This window comes from Cupriavidus necator A5-1, from assembly GCF_000744095.1.
GTDB classification, from domain to species: Bacteria; Pseudomonadota; Gammaproteobacteria; order Burkholderiales; family Burkholderiaceae; genus Cupriavidus; species Cupriavidus necator_A.
On sequence record NZ_JQLI01000003.1, the window covers coordinates 36302 to 54156 of the forward strand.

General features: G+C 66.0%; 19 protein-coding genes. 16 read left to right on the forward strand and 3 right to left on the reverse strand.

Translation table 11 applies throughout. From position 1 onward, the window contains the following. The first annotated feature begins 2 nt into the window (after positions 1–2). The 10 genes from secY (at position 3) to dsbD (ending at position 7600) form a co-directional block, all read left to right on the forward strand. Entirely contained in the window at positions 3–1346 is a 1344-nt protein-coding gene (gene secY / locus K307_RS21170; protein WP_042882533.1) for a preprotein translocase subunit SecY, read from the forward strand. A 23-nt stretch (positions 1347–1369) separates the two neighbouring features. Beyond that, positions 1370–1588, forward strand: a complete 219-nt coding sequence (infA, locus tag K307_RS21175) for a translation initiation factor IF-1 (RefSeq protein ID WP_010812378.1) — start codon at positions 1370–1372, stop codon at positions 1586–1588. A 31-nt stretch (positions 1589–1619) separates the two neighbouring features. Next, a complete protein-coding gene (gene rpmJ, locus K307_RS21180; protein ID WP_008642959.1) occupies positions 1620–1736 on the forward strand; it encodes a 50S ribosomal protein L36 in 117 nt (38 codons plus the stop codon). Positions 1737–1755: 19 nt separating this feature from the next. Beyond that, positions 1756–2121, forward strand: coding sequence for a 30S ribosomal protein S13 (gene rpsM, locus K307_RS21185; protein WP_010812377.1), 366 nt, complete (start codon positions 1756–1758; stop codon positions 2119–2121). 24 nt (positions 2122–2145) lie between these two features. After that, positions 2146–2544, forward strand: a complete 399-nt coding sequence (gene rpsK, locus K307_RS21190; RefSeq protein ID WP_010812376.1) for a 30S ribosomal protein S11 — start codon at positions 2146–2148, stop codon at positions 2542–2544. A 291-nt stretch (positions 2545–2835) separates the two neighbouring features. Further along, complete coding sequence (gene rpsD / locus K307_RS21195) at positions 2836–3459, forward strand: 30S ribosomal protein S4 (protein WP_042882534.1); 624 nt, start codon at positions 2836–2838, stop codon at positions 3457–3459. A 170-nt stretch (positions 3460–3629) separates the two neighbouring features. Then, positions 3630–4610 carry a DNA-directed RNA polymerase subunit alpha gene (locus K307_RS21200; RefSeq protein WP_010812374.1) on the forward strand — a complete coding sequence of 327 codons (981 nt, stop codon included), beginning with the start codon at positions 3630–3632 and terminating at the stop codon, positions 4608–4610. A gap of 145 nt (positions 4611–4755) precedes the next feature. Next, positions 4756–5151 (forward strand): 50S ribosomal protein L17, encoded by a 396-nt coding sequence (gene rplQ, locus K307_RS21205; RefSeq protein WP_010812373.1) that lies wholly within the window; start codon positions 4756–4758, stop codon positions 5149–5151. 113 nt (positions 5152–5264) lie between these two features. Further along, positions 5265–5621, forward strand: a complete 357-nt coding sequence (gene cutA, locus K307_RS21210) for a divalent-cation tolerance protein CutA (RefSeq protein ID WP_042882537.1) — start codon at positions 5265–5267, stop codon at positions 5619–5621. A gap of 71 nt (positions 5622–5692) precedes the next feature. Next, positions 5693–7600 carry a protein-disulfide reductase DsbD gene (gene dsbD / locus K307_RS21215; protein WP_042882538.1) on the forward strand — a complete coding sequence of 636 codons (1908 nt, stop codon included), beginning with the start codon at positions 5693–5695 and terminating at the stop codon, positions 7598–7600. A 25-nt stretch (positions 7601–7625) separates the two neighbouring features. Here the strand turns inward: dsbD and K307_RS21220 are convergent, their stop codons facing one another. From K307_RS21220 to yihA, 3 genes are all read right to left on the reverse strand, one after another. Beyond that, a complete protein-coding gene (locus K307_RS21220) occupies positions 7626–8840 on the reverse strand; it encodes a magnesium transporter CorA family protein (RefSeq protein ID WP_042882540.1) in 1215 nt (404 codons plus the stop codon). A gap of 10 nt (positions 8841–8850) precedes the next feature. Then, positions 8851–9843, reverse strand: a complete 993-nt coding sequence (gene hemB / locus K307_RS21225; RefSeq protein ID WP_042882542.1) for a porphobilinogen synthase — start codon at positions 9841–9843, stop codon at positions 8851–8853. 351 nt (positions 9844–10194) lie between these two features. Continuing rightward, entirely contained in the window at positions 10195–10932 is a 738-nt protein-coding gene (gene yihA / locus K307_RS21230) for a ribosome biogenesis GTP-binding protein YihA/YsxC (RefSeq protein WP_042882545.1), read from the reverse strand. Positions 10933–11454: 522 nt separating this feature from the next. On the opposite strand from yihA, the gene K307_RS21235 reads away from it, so the two are divergent. The 6 genes from K307_RS21235 to K307_RS21260 all read left to right on the forward strand — a co-directional run bounded on the left by K307_RS21235 (position 11455) and on the right by K307_RS21260 (position 17743). Then, entirely contained in the window at positions 11455–12114 is a 660-nt protein-coding gene (locus K307_RS21235) for a c-type cytochrome (protein WP_042882547.1), read from the forward strand. Positions 12115–12285: 171 nt separating this feature from the next. After that, positions 12286–14514 (forward strand): cytochrome c biogenesis protein ResB, encoded by a 2229-nt coding sequence (locus tag K307_RS21240; protein WP_051975085.1) that lies wholly within the window; start codon positions 12286–12288, stop codon positions 14512–14514. A 59-nt stretch (positions 14515–14573) separates the two neighbouring features. Continuing rightward, the gene (ccsB, locus tag K307_RS21245; RefSeq protein ID WP_196251604.1) at positions 14574–15743 is read left to right on the forward strand and encodes a c-type cytochrome biogenesis protein CcsB; all 1170 of its coding nucleotides are present in this window, start codon (positions 14574–14576) and stop codon (positions 15741–15743) included. A 150-nt stretch (positions 15744–15893) separates the two neighbouring features. Then, complete coding sequence (locus K307_RS21250) at positions 15894–16334, forward strand: lipoprotein (protein ID WP_042882768.1); 441 nt, start codon at positions 15894–15896, stop codon at positions 16332–16334. A 30-nt stretch (positions 16335–16364) separates the two neighbouring features. Beyond that, the gene (locus K307_RS21255) at positions 16365–16904 is read left to right on the forward strand and encodes an RNA polymerase sigma factor (protein WP_042882550.1); all 540 of its coding nucleotides are present in this window, start codon (positions 16365–16367) and stop codon (positions 16902–16904) included. Further along, positions 16901–17743 (forward strand): anti-sigma factor family protein, encoded by an 843-nt coding sequence (locus K307_RS21260; RefSeq protein WP_042882552.1) that lies wholly within the window; start codon positions 16901–16903, stop codon positions 17741–17743. Before K307_RS21255 ends, K307_RS21260 begins: the two co-directional genes overlap by 4 nt. The last annotated feature ends 112 nt before the right edge of the window (positions 17744–17855 follow it).

Consider the following 17855-nt stretch of genomic DNA (forward strand, 5'->3'; position numbering starts at 1 on the left):
GTTTGGCCACGGCGAAACCCAATGCAAGCGCGCAAGCCAGGAACACGGCGAAGTACGGCGACCTCAAGCGCCGGCTGATGTTCCTGGTGCTGGCCCTGATCGTGTACCGCATCGGCGCTCATATTCCGGTGCCCGGTATCGATCCGGAGCAGCTTGCGAAGCTTTTCCAGAGTCAGTCGGGTGGCATCCTCGGGATGTTCAACCTGTTCTCGGGCGGGGCGCTGTCGCGCTTTACCGTCTTCGCGCTCGGCATCATGCCGTACATCTCGGCGTCGATCATCATGCAGTTGCTGACGATCGTGCTGCCGCAGCTGGAGTCGCTGAAGAAGGAAGGGCAGGCAGGGCAGCGCAAGATCACGCAGTACACGCGCTACGGCACCGTGGTCCTGGCCACGTTCCAGGCGCTGTCGATCGCGGTGGCGCTGGAGTCGCAGCCTGGGCTGGTGCTGGATCCGGGCCTGATGTTCCGGGCCACGGCAGTGATTACGCTGGTGACCGGCACGATGTTCCTGATGTGGCTGGGTGAGCAGATCACCGAGCGTGGTCTGGGCAACGGCATCTCGATCATCATCTTCGGCGGTATCGCGGCGGGCCTGCCCAACGCGATCGGCGGATTGTTCGAACTGGTCCGCACGGGTTCCATGAGCATCATCGCGGCGATCTTCATCGTGGCGATCGTGATCGGTGTGACCTTCGCCGTGGTGTTTGTCGAGCGGGGCCAGCGCAAGATCCTGGTGAACTATGCCAAGCGTCAGGTCGGCAACAAGGTGTACGGCGGCCAGTCGTCGCACCTGCCGCTGAAGCTGAACATGGCAGGGGTGATTCCGCCGATCTTCGCATCGTCGATCATCCTGTTCCCGGCGACGATTGCAGGCTGGTTTACGTCCCAGTCGACGGGTGCGGTTGGCCGGTTCATCAAGGACCTGGCTGCCACGCTGTCGCCGGGCCAGCCGGTCTACATCCTGCTGTACGCTGCTGCGATTGTATTTTTCTGCTTCTTCTATACGGCCCTGGTGTACAACAGCCGTGAAGTGGCAGACAACCTGAAGAAAAGCGGTGCCTTCATTCCGGGCATTCGTCCGGGCGAGCAGACGACGCGCTATATCGACAAGATTCTGGTGCGCCTGACGCTGGCTGGTGCGGTCTATATCACACTGGTCTGCCTGTTGCCGGAATTCCTGGTGCTGCGGTGGAACGTTCCGTTCTACTTTGGCGGAACCTCGCTGCTGATCATCGTGGTCGTCACGATGGACTTCATGGCTCAGGTTCAGTCTTACGTGATGTCGCAGCAATATGAGTCGCTGCTGAAGAAGGCGAATTTCAAGGGCAATCTGACCTTGCGCTGACTTCGGATCGGTACAGGCTAGGTATGGCAAAAGACGACGTCATCCAGATGCAGGGGGAGGTCCTGGAAAACCTTCCCAATGCGACGTTCCGGGTCAAGCTGGAAAATGGCCATGTAGTACTGGGCCATATCTCCGGCAAGATGCGAATGAACTACATCCGGATTCTTCCGGGTGACAAGGTGACGGTCGAGCTGACCCCATATGATCTGTCGCGCGCACGAATCGTCTTCCGGACGAAGTGAGCGAACAGGAATTGAAGGAAGAGGAAAAATCATGAAAGTGCTGGCTTCTGTTAAGCGCATTTGCCGCAACTGCAAAATCATCAAGCGCAACGGTGTCGTGCGCGTGATCTGCTCGTCGGATCCCCGCCACAAGCAACGCCAAGGCTAATCGGAAAGAGGATTGACGAATGGCACGTATCGCAGGGGTTAACATCCCGAACCACAAGCACACCGAAATCGGCCTGACGGCTATTTATGGTGTCGGCCGCTCGCGCGCTCGCAAGATTTGCGAGGCCACCGGTGTACCGTTTGACAAGAAGGTCAAGGATCTGACCGACGCCGACCTGGAAAAGCTTCGTGACGAAGTGGGCAAGGTCACGGTCGAGGGTGACCTGCGTCGTGAAACCACGATGAACATCAAGCGTCTGATGGACCTTGGTTGCTATCGTGGCATGCGTCACCGCAAGGGCCTGCCCATGCGCGGCCAGCGTACCCGGACCAATGCCCGCACCCGCAAGGGTCCGCGCAAGGCCGGCGTGGCTCTGAAGAAGTAAAGCCGAAGGCAGAGGAAGAAACTAATGGCAAAAGGTCCGAATAACGCCGCACGCGCGCGTAAAAAGGTCAAGAAGAACGTTGCCGACGGCATTGCGCACGTCCACGCCTCGTTCAACAACACCATCATCACGATCACCGACCGCCAGGGCAACGCCCTGTCGTGGGCGACCGCCGGTGGCCAGGGCTTCAAGGGTTCGCGCAAGTCGACCCCGTTCGCTGCCCAGGTTGCTGCCGAGAACGCCGGCCGTGTGGCGCAAGACCAGGGCATCAAGAACCTGGAAGTGCGCATCAAGGGCCCGGGCCCGGGTCGTGAATCGGCTGTCCGCGCGCTGAACGCGCTGGGCATCAAGATCGCGATCATCGAAGACGTCACGCCGATTCCGCACAACGGCTGCCGTCCGCCGAAGCGCCGCCGCATCTAATGCGTTGGCGTGTCCGGTCCGGCGGGTTTACCTGCCGGATTCGGATATGGTAGTATCGCGCGTTGACCTGCTGCATTTCGATGCGGCAGGTTTTCGTTTTGCTTCGAGTGAATGTCTCTTGCAGCACATTTGCTCGATGCACTGGTTATTGCTTTCAGCGTCGTAACCCGGCAACGGGGCACGCTCAATAAGCCCACCGTCCGTCGCGGTCTCCCGAATACCGGGTAGCACAGCGTTGACGGACTCGCGGCGCGTCCACACAGGCGCCGTGATCGATCAAAGGAAGACAACGTGGCACGTTATACCGGCCCGAAGGCCAAACTTTCCCGCCGTGAAGGCACCGACCTGTTCCTGAAGAGCGCCCGCCGTTCGCTCGCCGACAAGTGCAAGCTGGACAGCAAGCCCGGCCAGCACGGCCGTACCTCGGGTGCCCGCACCTCCGACTACGGCAACCAGCTGCGTGAAAAGCAGAAGGTCAAGCGCATCTACGGCGTGCTCGAGCGCCAGTTCCGCCGCTACTTCGCCGAAGCCGACCGCCGCAAGGGCAACACCGGCGAGAACCTGCTGCAACTGCTGGAATCGCGCCTGGACAACGTGGTGTACCGCATGGGCTTCGGCTCGACCCGCGCTGAAGCGCGCCAGCTGGTGTCGCACAAGGCGATTCTGGTGAACGGCCAGACCCTGAACGTGCCGTCGGCCCAGATCAAGTCGGGCGACACGATCACCATCCGCGACCAGTCGAAGAAGCAAGTCCGTATCGCCGAAGCGCTGTCGCTGGCCGAGCAGTCGGGCTTCCCGACCTGGGTCGCTGTGGATGCCAAGAAGTTCGAAGGCACCTTCAAGCAAGCCCCGGATCGTGCCGATATCGCAGGTGACATCAACGAAAGCCTGATCGTCGAACTGTACTCGCGTTAATTCCCCGAGCAGAACGATTCCAGAGCTTGCGTTCGCCGCAAAGCTTCTCTTTCAGCCCGACGCGCGCAACGCGCGGTCGGGCTTATTGCCCATCGTGCGATGGGATTTTCAGGTTCCAAACGTCAGCCTTATCGGTGTAACGAGCCGAGGGTATTGAAAAGGACAACCTAATGCAAACAGCACTCCTCAAGCCAAAAATCATCGCCGTCGAGCCTCTGGGCGACCATCACGCCAAAGTCGTGATGGAGCCGTTCGAGCGCGGCTACGGCCATACGCTCGGTAACGCCCTGCGTCGCGTGCTGCTGTCGTCGATGGTCGGTTATGCACCGACCGAAGTCACGATCGCTGGGGTGGTCCACGAGTACTCCACCATCGACGGCGTGCAGGAAGACGTCGTCAACCTGCTGCTCAACCTGAAGGGCGTGGTGTTCAAGCTGCACAACCGCGACGAAGTCACGGTGTCGCTGCGCAAGGATGGCGAAGGCGTGGTCACGGCTGCCGATATCGAGCTGCCGCACGACGTCGAGATCATCAACCCGAACCACGTGATCGCCCATCTGTCGGCCGGCGGCAAGCTGGACATGCAGATCAAGGTCGAGCAAGGCCGCGGCTATGTGCCGGGCAACGTGCGCAAGTTCGGCGACGAGTCGGGCAAGGTCATCGGCCGCATCGTGCTGGACGCCTCGTTCTCGCCGGTGCGCCGCGTGTCGTACGCCGTTGAATCCGCTCGCGTGGAACAGCGTACCGACCTGGACAAGCTGGTGATGAACATCGAAACCGACGGCGTGATCTCGCCCGAGGAAGCGATCCGCCAGTCGGCCCGCATCCTGGTCGACCAGCTGTCCGTGTTCGCCGCGCTGGAAGGCACCGAGTCGGCAGCGGAAGCGGCTTCGAGCCGCACGCCGCAGATCGACCCGATCCTGCTGCGCCCGGTCGACGACCTGGAGCTGACGGTGCGTTCGGCCAACTGCCTGAAGGCCGAAAACATCTACTACATCGGCGACCTGATCCAGCGTACCGAGAACGAACTGCTCAAGACCCCGAACCTGGGTCGCAAGTCGCTCAACGAGATCAAGGAAGTCCTCGCCTCGCGTGGCCTGACCCTCGGCATGAAGCTCGAGAACTGGCCGCCCGCAGGTCTGGAGAAGTAATTGTGGCGCGGGGCCGGTTTGCATGTGGCCTCGCACCGCGGTAACCGCCCTGGCTTCGTGCCGGGGCTCGTATGACTACCGGCCCGCGTCCAGCCGCATCGGACGATAGAAGAGCTGGTCAAACACTTAACTGAAAGGAATCATCATGCGTCACCGTCATGGTCTGCGGAAACTGAACCGCACTTCGTCGCACCGTCTCGCGATGCTGCGCAACATGTCCAACTCGCTGTTCCAGCACGAGCTGATCAAGACCACCGTGCCCAAGGCCAAGGAACTGCGCAAGGTCGTCGAGCCGCTGATCACGCTGGCCAAGAAGGACACCGTTGCCAACCGCCGCCTGGCTTTCGCCCGTCTGCGCGACCGCGACATGGTCACCAAGCTGTTCACCGAACTGGGCCCGCGCTACGCCACCCGTCCGGGCGGCTACACCCGCATCCTGAAGTTCGGTTTCCGTCAGGGCGATAACGCGCCGATGGCGCTGGTCGAACTGGTGGATCGTCCGGAAATCACCGAAGCCCCGGCCGAAGAAGCCGCGGAATAAGGTAGTTTCCCGCCCGTCGTTCCGACGGGTCCGGGCGCACCGCTTTACAATCGAGCCAGGCTAGCGCCTGGCTCTTTTGTTTTGGGCGGCTGCCCGCCGCAAGGAGAGTGTCGATGCAAAGCCATACAGACCCGGCCGAGGTGATTGTGGTGATCACCAATACTCCCGATGCAGAGACCGCGGCACACCTGTCCCAGGCCGTGCTGCAGGCCCGCACCGCGGCCTGCGTGAACCGACTGGCGCCGGTCGAATCCGAGTACTGGTGGCAGGGCAAGCTAGAGCGCGCGCAGGAGTGGCCGCTGCTGATCAAGACCACGCGCGCACGCTACGCTGCACTGGAGGCCGTGATCCGGCAACATCACCCCTACGACGTGCCGGAAATCATCGCCTGGCCCGTGGTGACGGGTTACTCGCCGTACCTTGAGTGGCTCCGGAGCGAGACAGATAGCGCCGGCCAGCCGGCGAAATAGACGCCAGGCGCCCGCAGCGCAGCAGCAGGTACGGCAGCGTGCGCAGATCAAGACAGACAGGAAACAGCTTCATGAACATCGGTTTGGCACTTCCGGAGCGAGCAGGCGGTCGGGATTGGGCGCGGCAAATCGCCGCAGCCCTGCTGGCGGCATTGGCCTGGTTGTGCCTGGCAGGCACGGCGCATGCGGCCACGGAAGACGACTTCCTGCCGCCCGAGCAGGCCTTCCGCTTCGCCGCAAGCCAGCTCGACGACAACACCGTGGAGGTGCGCTTCGAGGTCGCGCCCGGCTACTACATGTACCGCGAGCGCTTCGCCTTCGTCGCGCAACCTGCCAGTGTGAAGCTGGGTAAGCCGGACTTCCCGCACGGCAAGGTCAAGTTCGACGACACCTTCGGCAAGGAGATGGAGACGTACCGCGACAGCGTCATCATCCGCGTGCCGGTGGAATCGGCCCCGGCCGACGGCAAGTGGTCGCTGACGGTCACCTCGCAGGGCTGTGCCGACAAGGGTCTGTGCTACCCGCCGATGGAGAGCGTGTACAAGGTCGGCGGCGGTGGCCTGTCCGACCTGTTCGGCAAGCGTGGCCGCTCCGATGCGCCCGCTGCCGTGCCGGCTCCCGCTCCCGCCACGCCGAACGCGGCGCCGGTGCTGCGCGCCGACGACAGCGACCGCATCGCCGGCGCACTGGCGAGCCGCAACCTGGGCGTGATCGCCGTACTGTTCTTCGGCCTCGGCCTGCTCCTGACCTTCACGCCGTGCGTGCTGCCGATGGTGCCGATCCTGTCGTCGATCGTGGTGGGCGAGCACGTCACCCGCGGTCGCGCGCTGGTGGTATCGCTGGCCTACGTGCTGGGCATGGCCGTGGTCTACACCGCCGTGGGCGTGGCCGCGGGGCTGCTCGGGGAGGGCCTGTCGGCCGCGCTGCAGACGCCATGGGTGCTGGGCGTGTTCGCGGCGCTGATGGTGGCGCTGGCGCTGTCGATGTTCGGGCTGTACGAACTGCAGTTGCCGCAGCGCTGGCAGACCCGGCTGACCGAATCGTCCAACCGCCGCCAGGGCGGCCAGGTGGCGGGTGCGGCGGCGATGGGTGCGATCTCGGCGCTGATTGTCGGGCCATGCGTCACGGCACCGCTGGCGGGGGCGCTGGCGTATATCGCGCAGACCCGCGATGCGGTGATCGGCGGCGCGGCGCTGTTTGCGATGGCGATCGGCATGGGCGTGCCACTGGTGCTGGTGGGCGTGGGCGCGGGCAACCTGCTGCCGCGCGCCGGGCGCTGGATGGAAGTGACCAAGCGCTTCTTCGGTTTTCTGCTGCTGGGTGTGGCGCTGTGGACGCTGGGACCGGTGCTGCCGGCCTGGGCCACGATGCTGTTGCTGGCGGCGCTGCTGCTGGTGGCGGCCGTGTTCCTCGGCGCCTTCGACGGGCTGGGCCCGGAGCCGCGCAACCTCGCGCGCGTAGGCAAGGGCGTGGGCGTGTTGTTCGCGATCGCCGCGGCGATCGTGCTGATCGGCGTGGCCTCGGGCGGGCGCGATCCGCTGCAGCCGCTGGCGCACCTGAGCGTGTCGCGCGGCGGTGGTGAATCGGCCGGCAGTACCCAGGCGGTGCGTTTCGAGCGCGTGCGCAGCGTGGCCGAGCTCGACGCCCGCGTGGCGCAAGCCGCCGCCGCGGGCAAGCCCGTGCTGCTCGATTTCTATGCCGACTGGTGCGTCAGCTGCAAGGAGATGGAGCGCCTGACCTTCGTCGATCCGCGCGTGCGGACACGCCTGTCGGAGATCGTGCTGCTGCAGGCCGACGTGACCGCCAACAATGCCGACGACAAGGCGCTGCTCAAGCGCTTCGGCCTGTTTGGGCCGCCCGGCATCATCCTGTTCGGCGCGGACGGCCGCGAGCGCACCGTGCGCGTGATCGGCTACCAGTCGGCCAACCGCTTCCTGGAAAGCCTGGAACGCGCCTTCGGCACGCGCACCAGTACCTGAAGGCGTACCTGCGGCTGCGGGCGCGCTAGCGATCGAGCTGCCGCCCCAGCCCCCACAGCGCGGCCAGCGCCACCGCCACCGCTCCCATCAGGCCGATCGACCACCAGAACCCTTCCGGCTCGCGCAGCCACGGCATGCGGTCGAAGTTCATGCCGAAAATCCCGGTGATCAGCGTCAGCGGCATAAACAGCGCCGTGATCAGCGTCAGCGTGCGCATGGTGCGGTTGGTCCGGTGCGCCACCGCCGAGAAGTGGATCTGCACCGCCGACTCGATCGAATCCTCCAGCCGCCGGGCATGCGCCAGTACGCGCTGGATATGTTCCATCACGTCGTTGATGCGCACCAGCAGCACCTCGTCGCGTCCCGGCGCATTGGCCGGCGCGCCAGGCTGGTCGCTGCTGTAGCGGTTTTCGAGCAGGCTGTCGCGGAATTCCTGCAGCGCGTCGCGCTGCTCTTCGCTCAGGTGCTCGAGCTTGCGCAACTGGATGCGGGCATCGAGCAACCCTTCCCAACTGGAAAAGCTGCGGCGTGAATTGAGCAGCGCGCGCTGCCAGCGGTCGAGCTGGCGCGTCAGCGGCGCGCGCAGCTCCAGGTAGCGGTCGACCATCGCATTGAGCAGGCGCAGCATCAGGTCCTCGGGCCGGCTCGGCGGGCGCACGCCGTGCAACAGCGGCTGGCCGTTGCCGCGCGCGGGCGCGGCCTGCGGGCGCGGCGCCTGGCACAGCTCGAGCAGGCGCTGGCGCACCTGGTCGACGGTGCGCGAGGGCCCGGAGCGCACCGTCACCAGCACCGTGTCGAAGACGAAGAACGTGACCGGCTGGGTGTCAATCTTGGCCAGCGCGGGAAGGAAGCCGGGCGGATGACGCCTGGGCCGCGGTGCGCCGTCGGCCTGTGACCTGGCCGCGCCCGCCGGCGCAGCTTCTTGCGGCTCTGCCTCAGCGATCGCGCGGCTGGTCTCGAAGGTCAGCTTGCGGAAGATCACCATGTCATACGCATTGGTCGTGTCGAAATACGACGGATGCGCTGCGTTGGTGGCATCGGTCAGGTGCAGGTCCAGGATCGGCGCGCCGGCAAGCTGGCGCACGCTCTCGCGCCAGGCATCGGGCGCGGCGGTGACTTCCTCGGTGGAGAAATCCGCCCAGACAAAGAGCGCGGCGGCATTGCCGCCGAGGAAGCTGGCCGCCTCGGTGAGCGAGGCAAGCGGATGTACCAGGCTGGCCGAGAAGCCGAGCAATTGCATAGGCGCGGGATCAGGCAGTCAGCAGGCGCGCGGCGTCACGCGCGAAGTAGGTCAGGATGCCGTCAGCGCCGGCGCGGCGGAAGGCCAGCAGCGATTCCATCATGACCTTGTCGTGGTCGAGCCAGCCGTTTTGCGCGGCGGCCTTCAGCATCGCGTACTCCCCACTCACCTGGTACACGTAGGTCGGGAAGCGGAACTCGTCCTTCACGCGGCGCACGATGTCCAGGTACGGCATGCCCGGCTTGACCATCACCATGTCGGCGCCTTCCAGGATGTCCTGCGCCACTTCGCGCAGCGCCTCGTCGGAGTTGGCCGGGTCCATCTGGTAGGTCATCTTGTTGCCCTTGCCCAGGTTGGCGGCGGAGCCCACTGCGTCGCGGAAGGGGCCGTAGAACGCCGACGCGTACTTGGCCGAGTACGCCATGATGCGCGTATGGATGTGGCCGTTGTCTTCCAGCGCCGTGCGCACCGCGCCGATGCGGCCGTCCATCATGTCGGACGGCGCCACGATATCCACGCCGGCTTCGGCCTGGGCGAGCGCCTGGCGCACCAGGATCTCGACCGTCACGTCGTTGATGACGTAGCCGTTGTCGTCCAGCACGCCATCCTGGCCGTGGCTGGTGTACGGGTCGAGCGCCACGTCGCACAGCACGCCGAGTTCAGGGAAGCGGTCCTTCAGCGCGCGCACGGCGCGCGGCACCAGCCCTTCGGGATTGGTCGCCTCGATGCCATCCGGCGTCTTCAGCGACGGGTCGATCACGGGGAACAGCGCGATCACGGGGATGCCGAGCTTCACGCAGTCTTCCGCCACCGGCATCAGCAGGTCGACCGACACGCGCTCGACGCCCGGCATCGACGCCACCGACTGGCGCTGGTTCTGGCCGTCGAGGATAAACACCGGGTAGATCAGGTTGTCCGGGGACAGGCGATGCTCGCGCATCATGCGGCGGGAGAAATCGTCGCGGCGCATGCGGCGGGGGCGGTACTCGGGGAAGGTGGACATGGCAGGCTGGTTGGCGAAGAGCTGGTCAGGAGAGCGGGGCGGAAAGCGGGGCGGGATATGTGCCCGAGTCGGGCGTCATCGCATCCCGCATAGGTCCCGATTGCTAGCAATTGCGAGCCGGCAAGCACTGCGCGCGCGGCGCAAAGATGCCGGCTGAAGAAAAACTAAACTTTTGAACGTGCCCGCTATCATACTCGCGGACACATTGCGTTGCGCCCTGCGTGGCGCGGTGTCCCCCGCTACTCCTCCCTGAGCGGGTGCCCGCCCACGCGGCGGGAAAGTTTGTCCCCGTTGCTTGCAACGGGGCTTTTTTTGCGCGCTCGCCGCAACGTGGCCGAGCGTGCGTTGCGCTCACGCCGCGGGATCTGAGGCGGGCGGCTCGGTTTTTTCGGATGGCGCGGAAGCTCCGTCCTGCTGTGCAGCCTTCTGCGCGGCCTTCTCCGCGGCCTTCTGCGCTTCCGGCAGGTTCAGCCAACCCGCGATCACTCCCTGAGCTTCCTCGATGCCGCGGCGCTTCAGGCTGGAGAACAGCTGCGCCGTCAGCGGCACCGGCGTTTCCAGTTGCTCCGCATAGCCTTGCAGGATCTTGCGCGTCTCGCGCAGCGCCTTGGCGTTGTCGCTGTTGGTCAGCTTGTCGGCCTTGGTCAGCAGCACGTGGATAGGCCGAGCCGTCGGCAGGAACCATTCCACCATCTGGCAATCGAGATCGGTGAACGGGCGGCGCGCATCCATCATCAAAATCAGGCCCGACAGCTGCGGCCGGCTCTGCACGTAGTCGCTCAGCAGGCCCTGCCAGTGGTACTTGGCCGAGCCGGACACTTCCGCATAGCCGTAGCCGGGCAGGTCAACCAGGAAGGCGAGCGGATCGGGCGCCTTCACCGGCGCCACCGAAAAGTAGTTGATGTGCTGCGTGCGCCCGGGCGTGCGCGACGAGAACGCCAGCCTTTTCTGATTGCACAGGATGTTGATGGCAGTGGACTTGCCGGCGTTGGAGCGGCCGGCGAACGCCACTTCCGGCACGGCCGTGGCGGGCAGGTCGCGCAGGTGGTTGACGGTGATGAAGAAGCGGGCCTGGTGGAGGAGGGACATGCGCTCGAGCGGTGGGGCGGGGCGCCGCGGCGGCGCGCATGGCGCGTGCAGTGGCCGGGATCCCGCCAGGGTGGGATGGCAGGCGGCCATGGCCGCCGGCCGGGGGTTGATCTGGCGCAGCCCGGAGGAAGTTCATCGGGGCTCAGCGGGGCGCAAGGCATCAATCCGGCACATATCTTATTGTACAATACGCCGGTTTACGGTCTCCTGACCGGGTGACGCGTGGCATCCCTGGCTGCGTGCCTCGGCTGCCGTTGTCCGGGCGGGAAGCCTAGTGTGTCGTTCCATCGTGGGTAGTGCCTTGTTTCCGTATTGCGCGTAACGGTGTTGCCGCAGCGGATGCGGTGTGGGGCCGGGCGGCGGGGTCTGCCGGCGGCGGTGTCGTTGCGGATCGGTCGGGGGACAGGCCAGCCGCGCGCCACGCCACGATGTCAGGCCTCTGCACCGGCGCGTCCTCACCGCCAGCAGAACGCCGGCCGGCACGCATTACGGTATCCAAAACAATTCAGAGAAGGTGTGCGAATGAACCGCATTGCGAAGATTCTGGGTGTCCTGGCTCTGGCCGTTCCTGCCGCCGCCCTTTCCGGACTGGCATCTGCCGCAGAGCAGGCCGCCGCAAAGGCTGACCCGGCCAAGGGTGAAACGCTGTACACGCAAGGTGCCCCCGATCGCAATGTGCCCGCCTGCCTGAGCTGCCACGGCGCCGCCGGCAACAGTGCCGCCGCCGCCAACCCCAAGCTGGCCGCCCAGCATCCTGAATACGTCCACAAGCAGTTGGCCGACTTCAAGTCCAAGGCGCGCAGCAACGCGATCATGGTGCCGATGGCGTCCGTGCTGTCCGACGACGAAATGCGCAACGTCGGCGCCTACCTGGCCAAGCAGTCGCTCAAGCCGGCCACTGCCAAGAACAAGGACACCATCGAAGCCGGCCAGAAGATCTACCGTGCCGGCATCGCGGCCAAGGGCGTACCCGCCTGTGCTGCCTGCCACGGGCCCACCGGCGCCGGCATCCCGGCCCAGTACCCGCGTATCGGCGGCCAGTGGTCGGAATATACCGAGGCACAGCTGGTGGCGTTCCGCCAGGGCACCCGCAAGAACAACCCGGTCATGACGACCATCGCCGCCAAGATGTCGGATGCCGAGATCAAGGCGGTGGCGGACTACGTCGCTGGCGTCCGCTAAGGACTACGGCTGACGACTCCAGCTGGCGCCACCAGGCGCCGGCGCGTTGATTGGCGTGCCCCGGCATGCAACCGGACGCGCCCGTCACAATCGAAAAGGGTGGCCTGCTTGTTCAAGCATGTCCGCCCTTTTTTATTTCATAGCTGCACGTTGTTTTAGGTTTCCCTTCACATGTCGACCGCCTCCACTTCAGGGCTGCACCTGAAGACCTCTCACCGCGTGTTGCGCGACGCGGTCGAATTGTTGTCCTCGATGCGCTTCGCGATCGCGCTGCTGACCGTGATCGCCATTGCCAGCGTGGTCGGCACCGTGCTCAAGCAGAACGAGCCGTATTCCAACTACGTCAACCAGTTCGGGCCGTTCTGGGCCGATATTTTCCATGCGCTGTCGCTGCAGAAGGTCTACGGCTCCTGGTGGTTCCTGCTGATCCTGGCCTTCCTGGTGACATCGACCTCGCTCTGCCTGGTGCGCAACGCGCCCAAGATGGTGGCCGACATGCGTTCGTGGAAGGACCATGTGCGCGAGCGCAGCCTGCGCGCCTTCCATCACCGCGGCGAGTTCGACGGCGCGCGCCCGCGCGCCGAGGCGGTGACCCGGCTGTCGGCGCTGCTGCGCAACCGCGGCTACCGCCTCAAGGCGGTCGAGCATGACGGCGCCACGCTGCTGGCCGCCAAGGCCGGCGCCGCCAACAAGGCTGGCTATATCCTGGCGCACACGGCCATCGTCGTGATCTGCATCGGCGGCCTGCTGGACGGCGACATGCTGATCCGCGCGCAGATGTGGTTCGGCGGCAAGACGCCGATCAGGGGCAACGCCGTGATCAACGAGATCCCGCCGCAGCACCGGCTGCCGGCCAGCAACCCGGGTTTTCGCGGCAATGCCTTCGTGCCCGAGGGTGCTACCGTGTCCACCGCCATCCTGAACATCTCGGACGGCGCGCTGGTGCAGGACCTGCCGTTTGCCCTCACGCTCAAGAAGTTCAAGATCGACTTCTACGAGACCGGCATGCCCAAGCTGTTTGCCTCGGACGTGATCGTGACCGACCGCGCCACCGGCAAGCAGACCGAGGCCACCATCAAGGTCAACGAACCGCTGATCGTCGACGGCATTGCCATCTACCAGTCCAGCTTCGAGGACGGCGGCTCGCGCCTGAAGTTCGTCGGCTACCCGATGCAGGGCAGCGGCCATGCCACCTTTGCCATCGACGGCGCGGTGGGTGGCAACAAGCCGCTGGCGGGCACTGGCACCAGCGCGGACAGCGAGGGCATGACGGTCGAGTTCAGCGATTTCCGGCTGATGAATATCGAGAACGTCACCGATGCCTCGGGCAAGCCCGATGCGCGCGGGGTGGCACGCAAGTCGTTTAACGACACACTGGAAAAGCACCTCGGCGCCGCCGCCAGCACCGACCGCGCCAAGACGCTGCGCAACGTCGGTCCGTCGGTGCAGTACAAGCTGCGCGACCGCAACGGCCAGGCGCGCGAATTCAACAACTACATGGTGCCGGTGCAGATGGACGGCCAGTCGGTGTTCCTAGCCGGCATGCGCGAATCGCCCAGCGAACCGTTCCGCTACCTGCGCATTCCCGCCGACGACCAGGGCAGCGTGGCCGACTGGATGCGGCTGCGCGCCGCGCTGCAGGAGCGCGGCCTGCGCGGCGAGGCGGCGCGCCGATTCGCGCTGGCGTCGATGCCCGGCGATGACAAGGCCGACCTGCGCCGCCAGCTGGCCGAAAGCTCGCTGCGCGCGCTCGACCTGTTCGCCGGCGCCGCGCGGCCCACGCCCGACTCGCCGCCAGGCGGCTTCACCGCGATCGCCGCGTTCCTGGAAAAGTCCGTGCCGCCGGCCGAGCAGCAGAAGGCGGCCGACGTGCTGCTGAAGATCCTGAACGGCTCGATGTGGGAGCTGTGGCAGCTCGCGCGCGCGCAGGACAAGCTGCCGGTGGTGGCCAACAGCGCGCAGAGCGGCGCCTTCCTGCAGCAGGCGATCAACGCGCTGTCGGACAGTTTCTTCTACGGCGCGCCGGTGTTCCTGCAGCTCGATGACTTCAAGGAGATCAAGGCCAGCGTGTTCCAGATGACCCGTGCGCCGGGCAAGAACATCGTGTATCTTGGGTGTCTGCTACTGGTGCTGGGCGTGTTCGCGATGTTCTATATCCGCGAGCGCCGCGTCTGGGTCTGGATCAAGGACAAGCCCGCCGAAGGCATCACGGAGCCGGGCAGCCACGTGCTGATGGCGATGTCGACCCAGCGCCGCACCATGGATTTCGAGAAGGAATTCACCGCACTGCGGGACGACATCGGCCGCGCCTCGGGTGGCCGCGGCGATGCGCCGGATGCGTCCGCGGACGGCGCGCCCGCCACCGCCGCGTCGCCCCACGCGCCTGACCCGCGCAAGTAACCAGCGAAGTAACGAGCAGGTACGCTATGTCTTCAAATGTGAACCAGGCCAACCCCACCATGCGCGGCACCACGCGCGCCGAAACCGGCGCCGCCGACGAGGCCTATCTCGAACCTTCCTTCCTGCGCCGCCTCCGCTGGGTGGACTGGCTCTTCGCCGTGGCGCTGGCCGCCGGCGCCGGCGTGGCGCTGGCGCAATACGGAAGGTGGATGGGCGGCTACGACAAGGCAGTGCTGATCGGCGCCGTGCCGACCTTCGCGCTGCTCGGCTGGCACTGGAAGCCGGTGCGCCCGCTGATGCTGGTGCTGGCGGTGCTGTCGCTGTTTGCGATCCAGCTCTACCAGGGGCAGCTCGCGCGCGCGGACCAGGCTTTCTTCCTCAAGTACTTCCTGTCGAGCCAGTCGGCCATCCTGTGGATGAGCGCGCTGGTGTTCCTGTCCACGCTGTTCTACTGGGTCGGGCTGGCCACGCGCTCGAACACCGGCTACAGCATCGGCAGCAAGCTGTGCTGGGGCGCGATCGTGCTCGGCTTCACCGGCATGCTGGTGCGCTGGTACGAGTCGTACCTGATCGGCACGGACATCGGCCATATCCCCATCTCCAACCTGTATGAAGTGTTCGTGCTGTTCACGCTGATCACTTCGCTGTTCTACCTGTACTACGAAGGCCGCTACGCCACGCGCGCGCTGGGCCCGTTCGTGATGCTGGTGGTGTCGGCCGCGGTGGGCTTCCTGCTGTGGTACACGGTCAGCCGCAATGCGCAGGAGATCCAGCCGCTGGTGCCGGCGCTGCAGAGCTGGTGGATGAAGATCCACGTGCCGGCCAACTTTATCGGCTACGGCACCTTCGCCCTGGCGGCGATGGTGTCGGTCGCCTACCTGCTCAAGCAGCGCGGCATCCTGGCCGAGCGGCTCCCGTCGCTGGAGTTGCTCGACGACGTGATGTACAAGGCCATCGCGGTCGGCTTCGCGTTCTTCACGATCGCCACGATCCTGGGTGCGCTGTGGGCGGCCGAGGCGTGGGGCGGCTACTGGAGCTGGGATCCCAAGGAAACCTGGGCGCTGATCGTGTGGCTGAACTACGCGGCGTGGCTGCATATGCGGCTGATGAAGGGCCTGCGCGGCACGATGGCAGCCTGGTGGGCGCTGGTCGGCCTGCTGGTGACGACCTTCGCGTTCCTGGGCGTCAACATGTTCCTGTCGGGCCTGCACAGCTACGGCGAGCTCTGATCACGCGCCATGGTGCGATGCAAAAACCTGCCTTCGGGCAGGTTTTATTTCGACTTTTTTTGTGACGTGACGGAATAATGGCATCACATCAGGTGTTTACTTGAGAAGCGGTGCCGGCTGGCGGCACCGGTTTGCATGGAGAACAAGATCATGGCACGTGTGCGTCTAACCTCTGCAGCATCCCTCGTTCGTCCCGCCGCGCTTGCGCTCGGCTGTGCGGCTGTCCTGCTCGCCGGCTGCTCCAGCCTGGGCATGGGCGGTGGCGGCGGCGCCGGCAACATGCCGCCCACGGTGAAAGTGTCCGACGGCGTGCTGACCGACCCGCAAGGCCTGACGCTGTACACCTTCGACCGCGACACCGCCGGCAGCGGCAAGAGCGCCTGCAATGGCCCGTGCGCCACCAACTGGCCGCCGCTGATGGCTGCGCCGGGCACCAGCCCGACTGGCCAGTACACCATCATTACGCGCGATGACGGCGGCAAGCAGTGGGCTTACCGCGGCATGCCGCTGTACCGTTTCGGCAAGGACGCCAAGCCTGGCGACCGGGCTGGCGACAACCTCAACAACGTCTGGCATATCGCCAAGCCCTGACGGCAAGGCGAGCGCCGCGGCAGCCACGCCATGGAAGGGTTTGACGGCCAGCTCGTCGCGCTGGCGCCGCGCCTGCGGCGCCATGCGCGCGGCCTCACCGCCGACGCGGCGCTGGCCGACGATCTGGTGCAGGACACGCTCGAGCGTGCGCTGCGCTACCGCTGGCGCTTCCGCCTGCGTCCCGGCGCATGGTGGGGCGACGGTGGCGACGGCCTGCTGCCGTGGCTGCTGACGCTGATGCACCGGCTGCGCCTCAACACCTTGCGCAGGAAGGAGCTGGTGGTGGCGACCGAGATCCTGCCCGAGGTCAGCGCCCCTGCGGAAGACCCCGGCCTGCGCCGCGACCTGGTCCAGGCGCTGGCGCAACTGCCGGAGCCGCAGCGCGCGGTGTTGTTGCTGGTGAGCCTGGAACAACTGACCTATGCCGAGGCCGCGCGCGTGCTCGACATCCCGCTGGGTACGGTGATGTCGCGCCTGGCGCGGGCGCGCGAGCAGATGCGCCGGCTGCTCGACGGCACCAGCGTTTCCACGCCGGCGGCGTCCGGCAATTCCCTGCAGCGGGTGAAATGATGTCCGGCATCCACGAAGCGGACCTCCACGCCTACGCCGACGGCCAGCTCACCGGCGCGCGCCGCGCGGCCGTGGAAGCGTACTTAGCGCAGCACCCCGAGGCGGCGGCGCAGGTGGCCGCCTGGCGCCGGCAGACAGATGCGCTGCACGGCGCGCTGGATCCGGTACTGAACGAACCCGTGCCGCTTGCGGCGCTGCCCCCCGGGCTGCATGGCGATGGCCGGCGCCGCGAGAGCACGCGCCGGCAGTGGCCGCGCTGGCCGATGGCGCTCGCGGCCACCTGCGCCTCGGTGCTGCTGGTGGCCGTCGGCGGCGCGCTTGGCTGGATGGCGCATGCGCGCCTTGAGGGCACCACGGTGGCGATGGCGCCGGGCGAGCGCTTTGCGCGCGAGGCGCTGGCCACGCACACGGTCTACGCGCCCGAGATGCGCCACCCGGTCGAAGTGCCGGCGAACGACGAAGCCCACCTGATCGCCTGGCTGTCCAAGCGGCTGGGCATGTCGCTGCAGGTGCCGGACCTGCGCGCACAGGGCTTCCACCTGATCGGCGGACGGCTCGGCGTGGCCGAAGGCGGCCCGTCGGCGATCCTGATGTACGAGTCGGACGACGGCACGCGCCTGTCGCTGCAGTTGCGGCGCATGGCGCTGGGCACGCCCGATACCGGCTTCCGCGTCGAGCACATGCCGCGCGAGCGCCGCGCGCGGGTGACTTCCGGCGGCGATCCGATGGCGTTCTACTGGATCGACCGCGACATGGGCTTTGCGCTGGCCGCCCCGATCGAACGGGCACGGCTGCTGACGCTGGCGCAGGCGGTTTATCGCCAGTACCAGGGAGGCTAGCCATGCAGCCCGCAGCCCGCTCGCACGCGGTGCGACAAAGCGACGCAGGCGGGTGGCCAGCCGCGCCGGGCCAGCACTATCGGCACGCGCGGCCGGTCAAATCCTGCATACG

Bases quoted from the DNA above. Each gene is read 5' to 3' on its own strand.
- infA (WP_010812378.1), top strand. From the start codon at position 1,370: ATGGCAAAAGACGACGTCATCCAGATGCAGGGGGAGGTCCTGGAAAAC.
- rpmJ (WP_008642959.1), top strand. From the start codon at position 1,620: ATGAAAGTGCTGGCTTCTGTTAAGCGCATTTGCCGCAACTGCAAAATC.
- rpsM (WP_010812377.1), top strand. From the start codon at position 1,756: ATGGCACGTATCGCAGGGGTTAACATCCCGAACCACAAGCACACCGAA.
- rpsK (WP_010812376.1), top strand. From the start codon at position 2,146: ATGGCAAAAGGTCCGAATAACGCCGCACGCGCGCGTAAAAAGGTCAAG.
- K307_RS21200 (WP_010812374.1), top strand. From the start codon at position 3,630: ATGCAAACAGCACTCCTCAAGCCAAAAATCATCGCCGTCGAGCCTCTG.
- rplQ (WP_010812373.1), top strand. From the start codon at position 4,756: ATGCGTCACCGTCATGGTCTGCGGAAACTGAACCGCACTTCGTCGCAC.
- cutA (WP_042882537.1), top strand. From the start codon at position 5,265: ATGCAAAGCCATACAGACCCGGCCGAGGTGATTGTGGTGATCACCAAT.
- dsbD (WP_042882538.1), top strand. From the start codon at position 5,693: ATGAACATCGGTTTGGCACTTCCGGAGCGAGCAGGCGGTCGGGATTGG.
- K307_RS21220 (WP_042882540.1), bottom strand. From the start codon at position 8,840: ATGCAATTGCTCGGCTTCTCGGCCAGCCTGGTACATCCGCTTGCCTCG.
- hemB (WP_042882542.1), bottom strand. From the start codon at position 9,843: ATGTCCACCTTCCCCGAGTACCGCCCCCGCCGCATGCGCCGCGACGAT.
- yihA (WP_042882545.1), bottom strand. From the start codon at position 10,932: ATGTCCCTCCTCCACCAGGCCCGCTTCTTCATCACCGTCAACCACCTG.
- K307_RS21235 (WP_042882547.1), top strand. From the start codon at position 11,455: ATGAACCGCATTGCGAAGATTCTGGGTGTCCTGGCTCTGGCCGTTCCT.
- K307_RS21240 (WP_051975085.1), top strand. From the start codon at position 12,286: ATGTCGACCGCCTCCACTTCAGGGCTGCACCTGAAGACCTCTCACCGC.
- ccsB (WP_196251604.1), top strand. From the start codon at position 14,574: ATGCGCGGCACCACGCGCGCCGAAACCGGCGCCGCCGACGAGGCCTAT.
- K307_RS21250 (WP_042882768.1), top strand. From the start codon at position 15,894: ATGGCACGTGTGCGTCTAACCTCTGCAGCATCCCTCGTTCGTCCCGCC.
- K307_RS21255 (WP_042882550.1), top strand. From the start codon at position 16,365: ATGGAAGGGTTTGACGGCCAGCTCGTCGCGCTGGCGCCGCGCCTGCGG.
- K307_RS21260 (WP_042882552.1), top strand. From the start codon at position 16,901: ATGATGTCCGGCATCCACGAAGCGGACCTCCACGCCTACGCCGACGGC.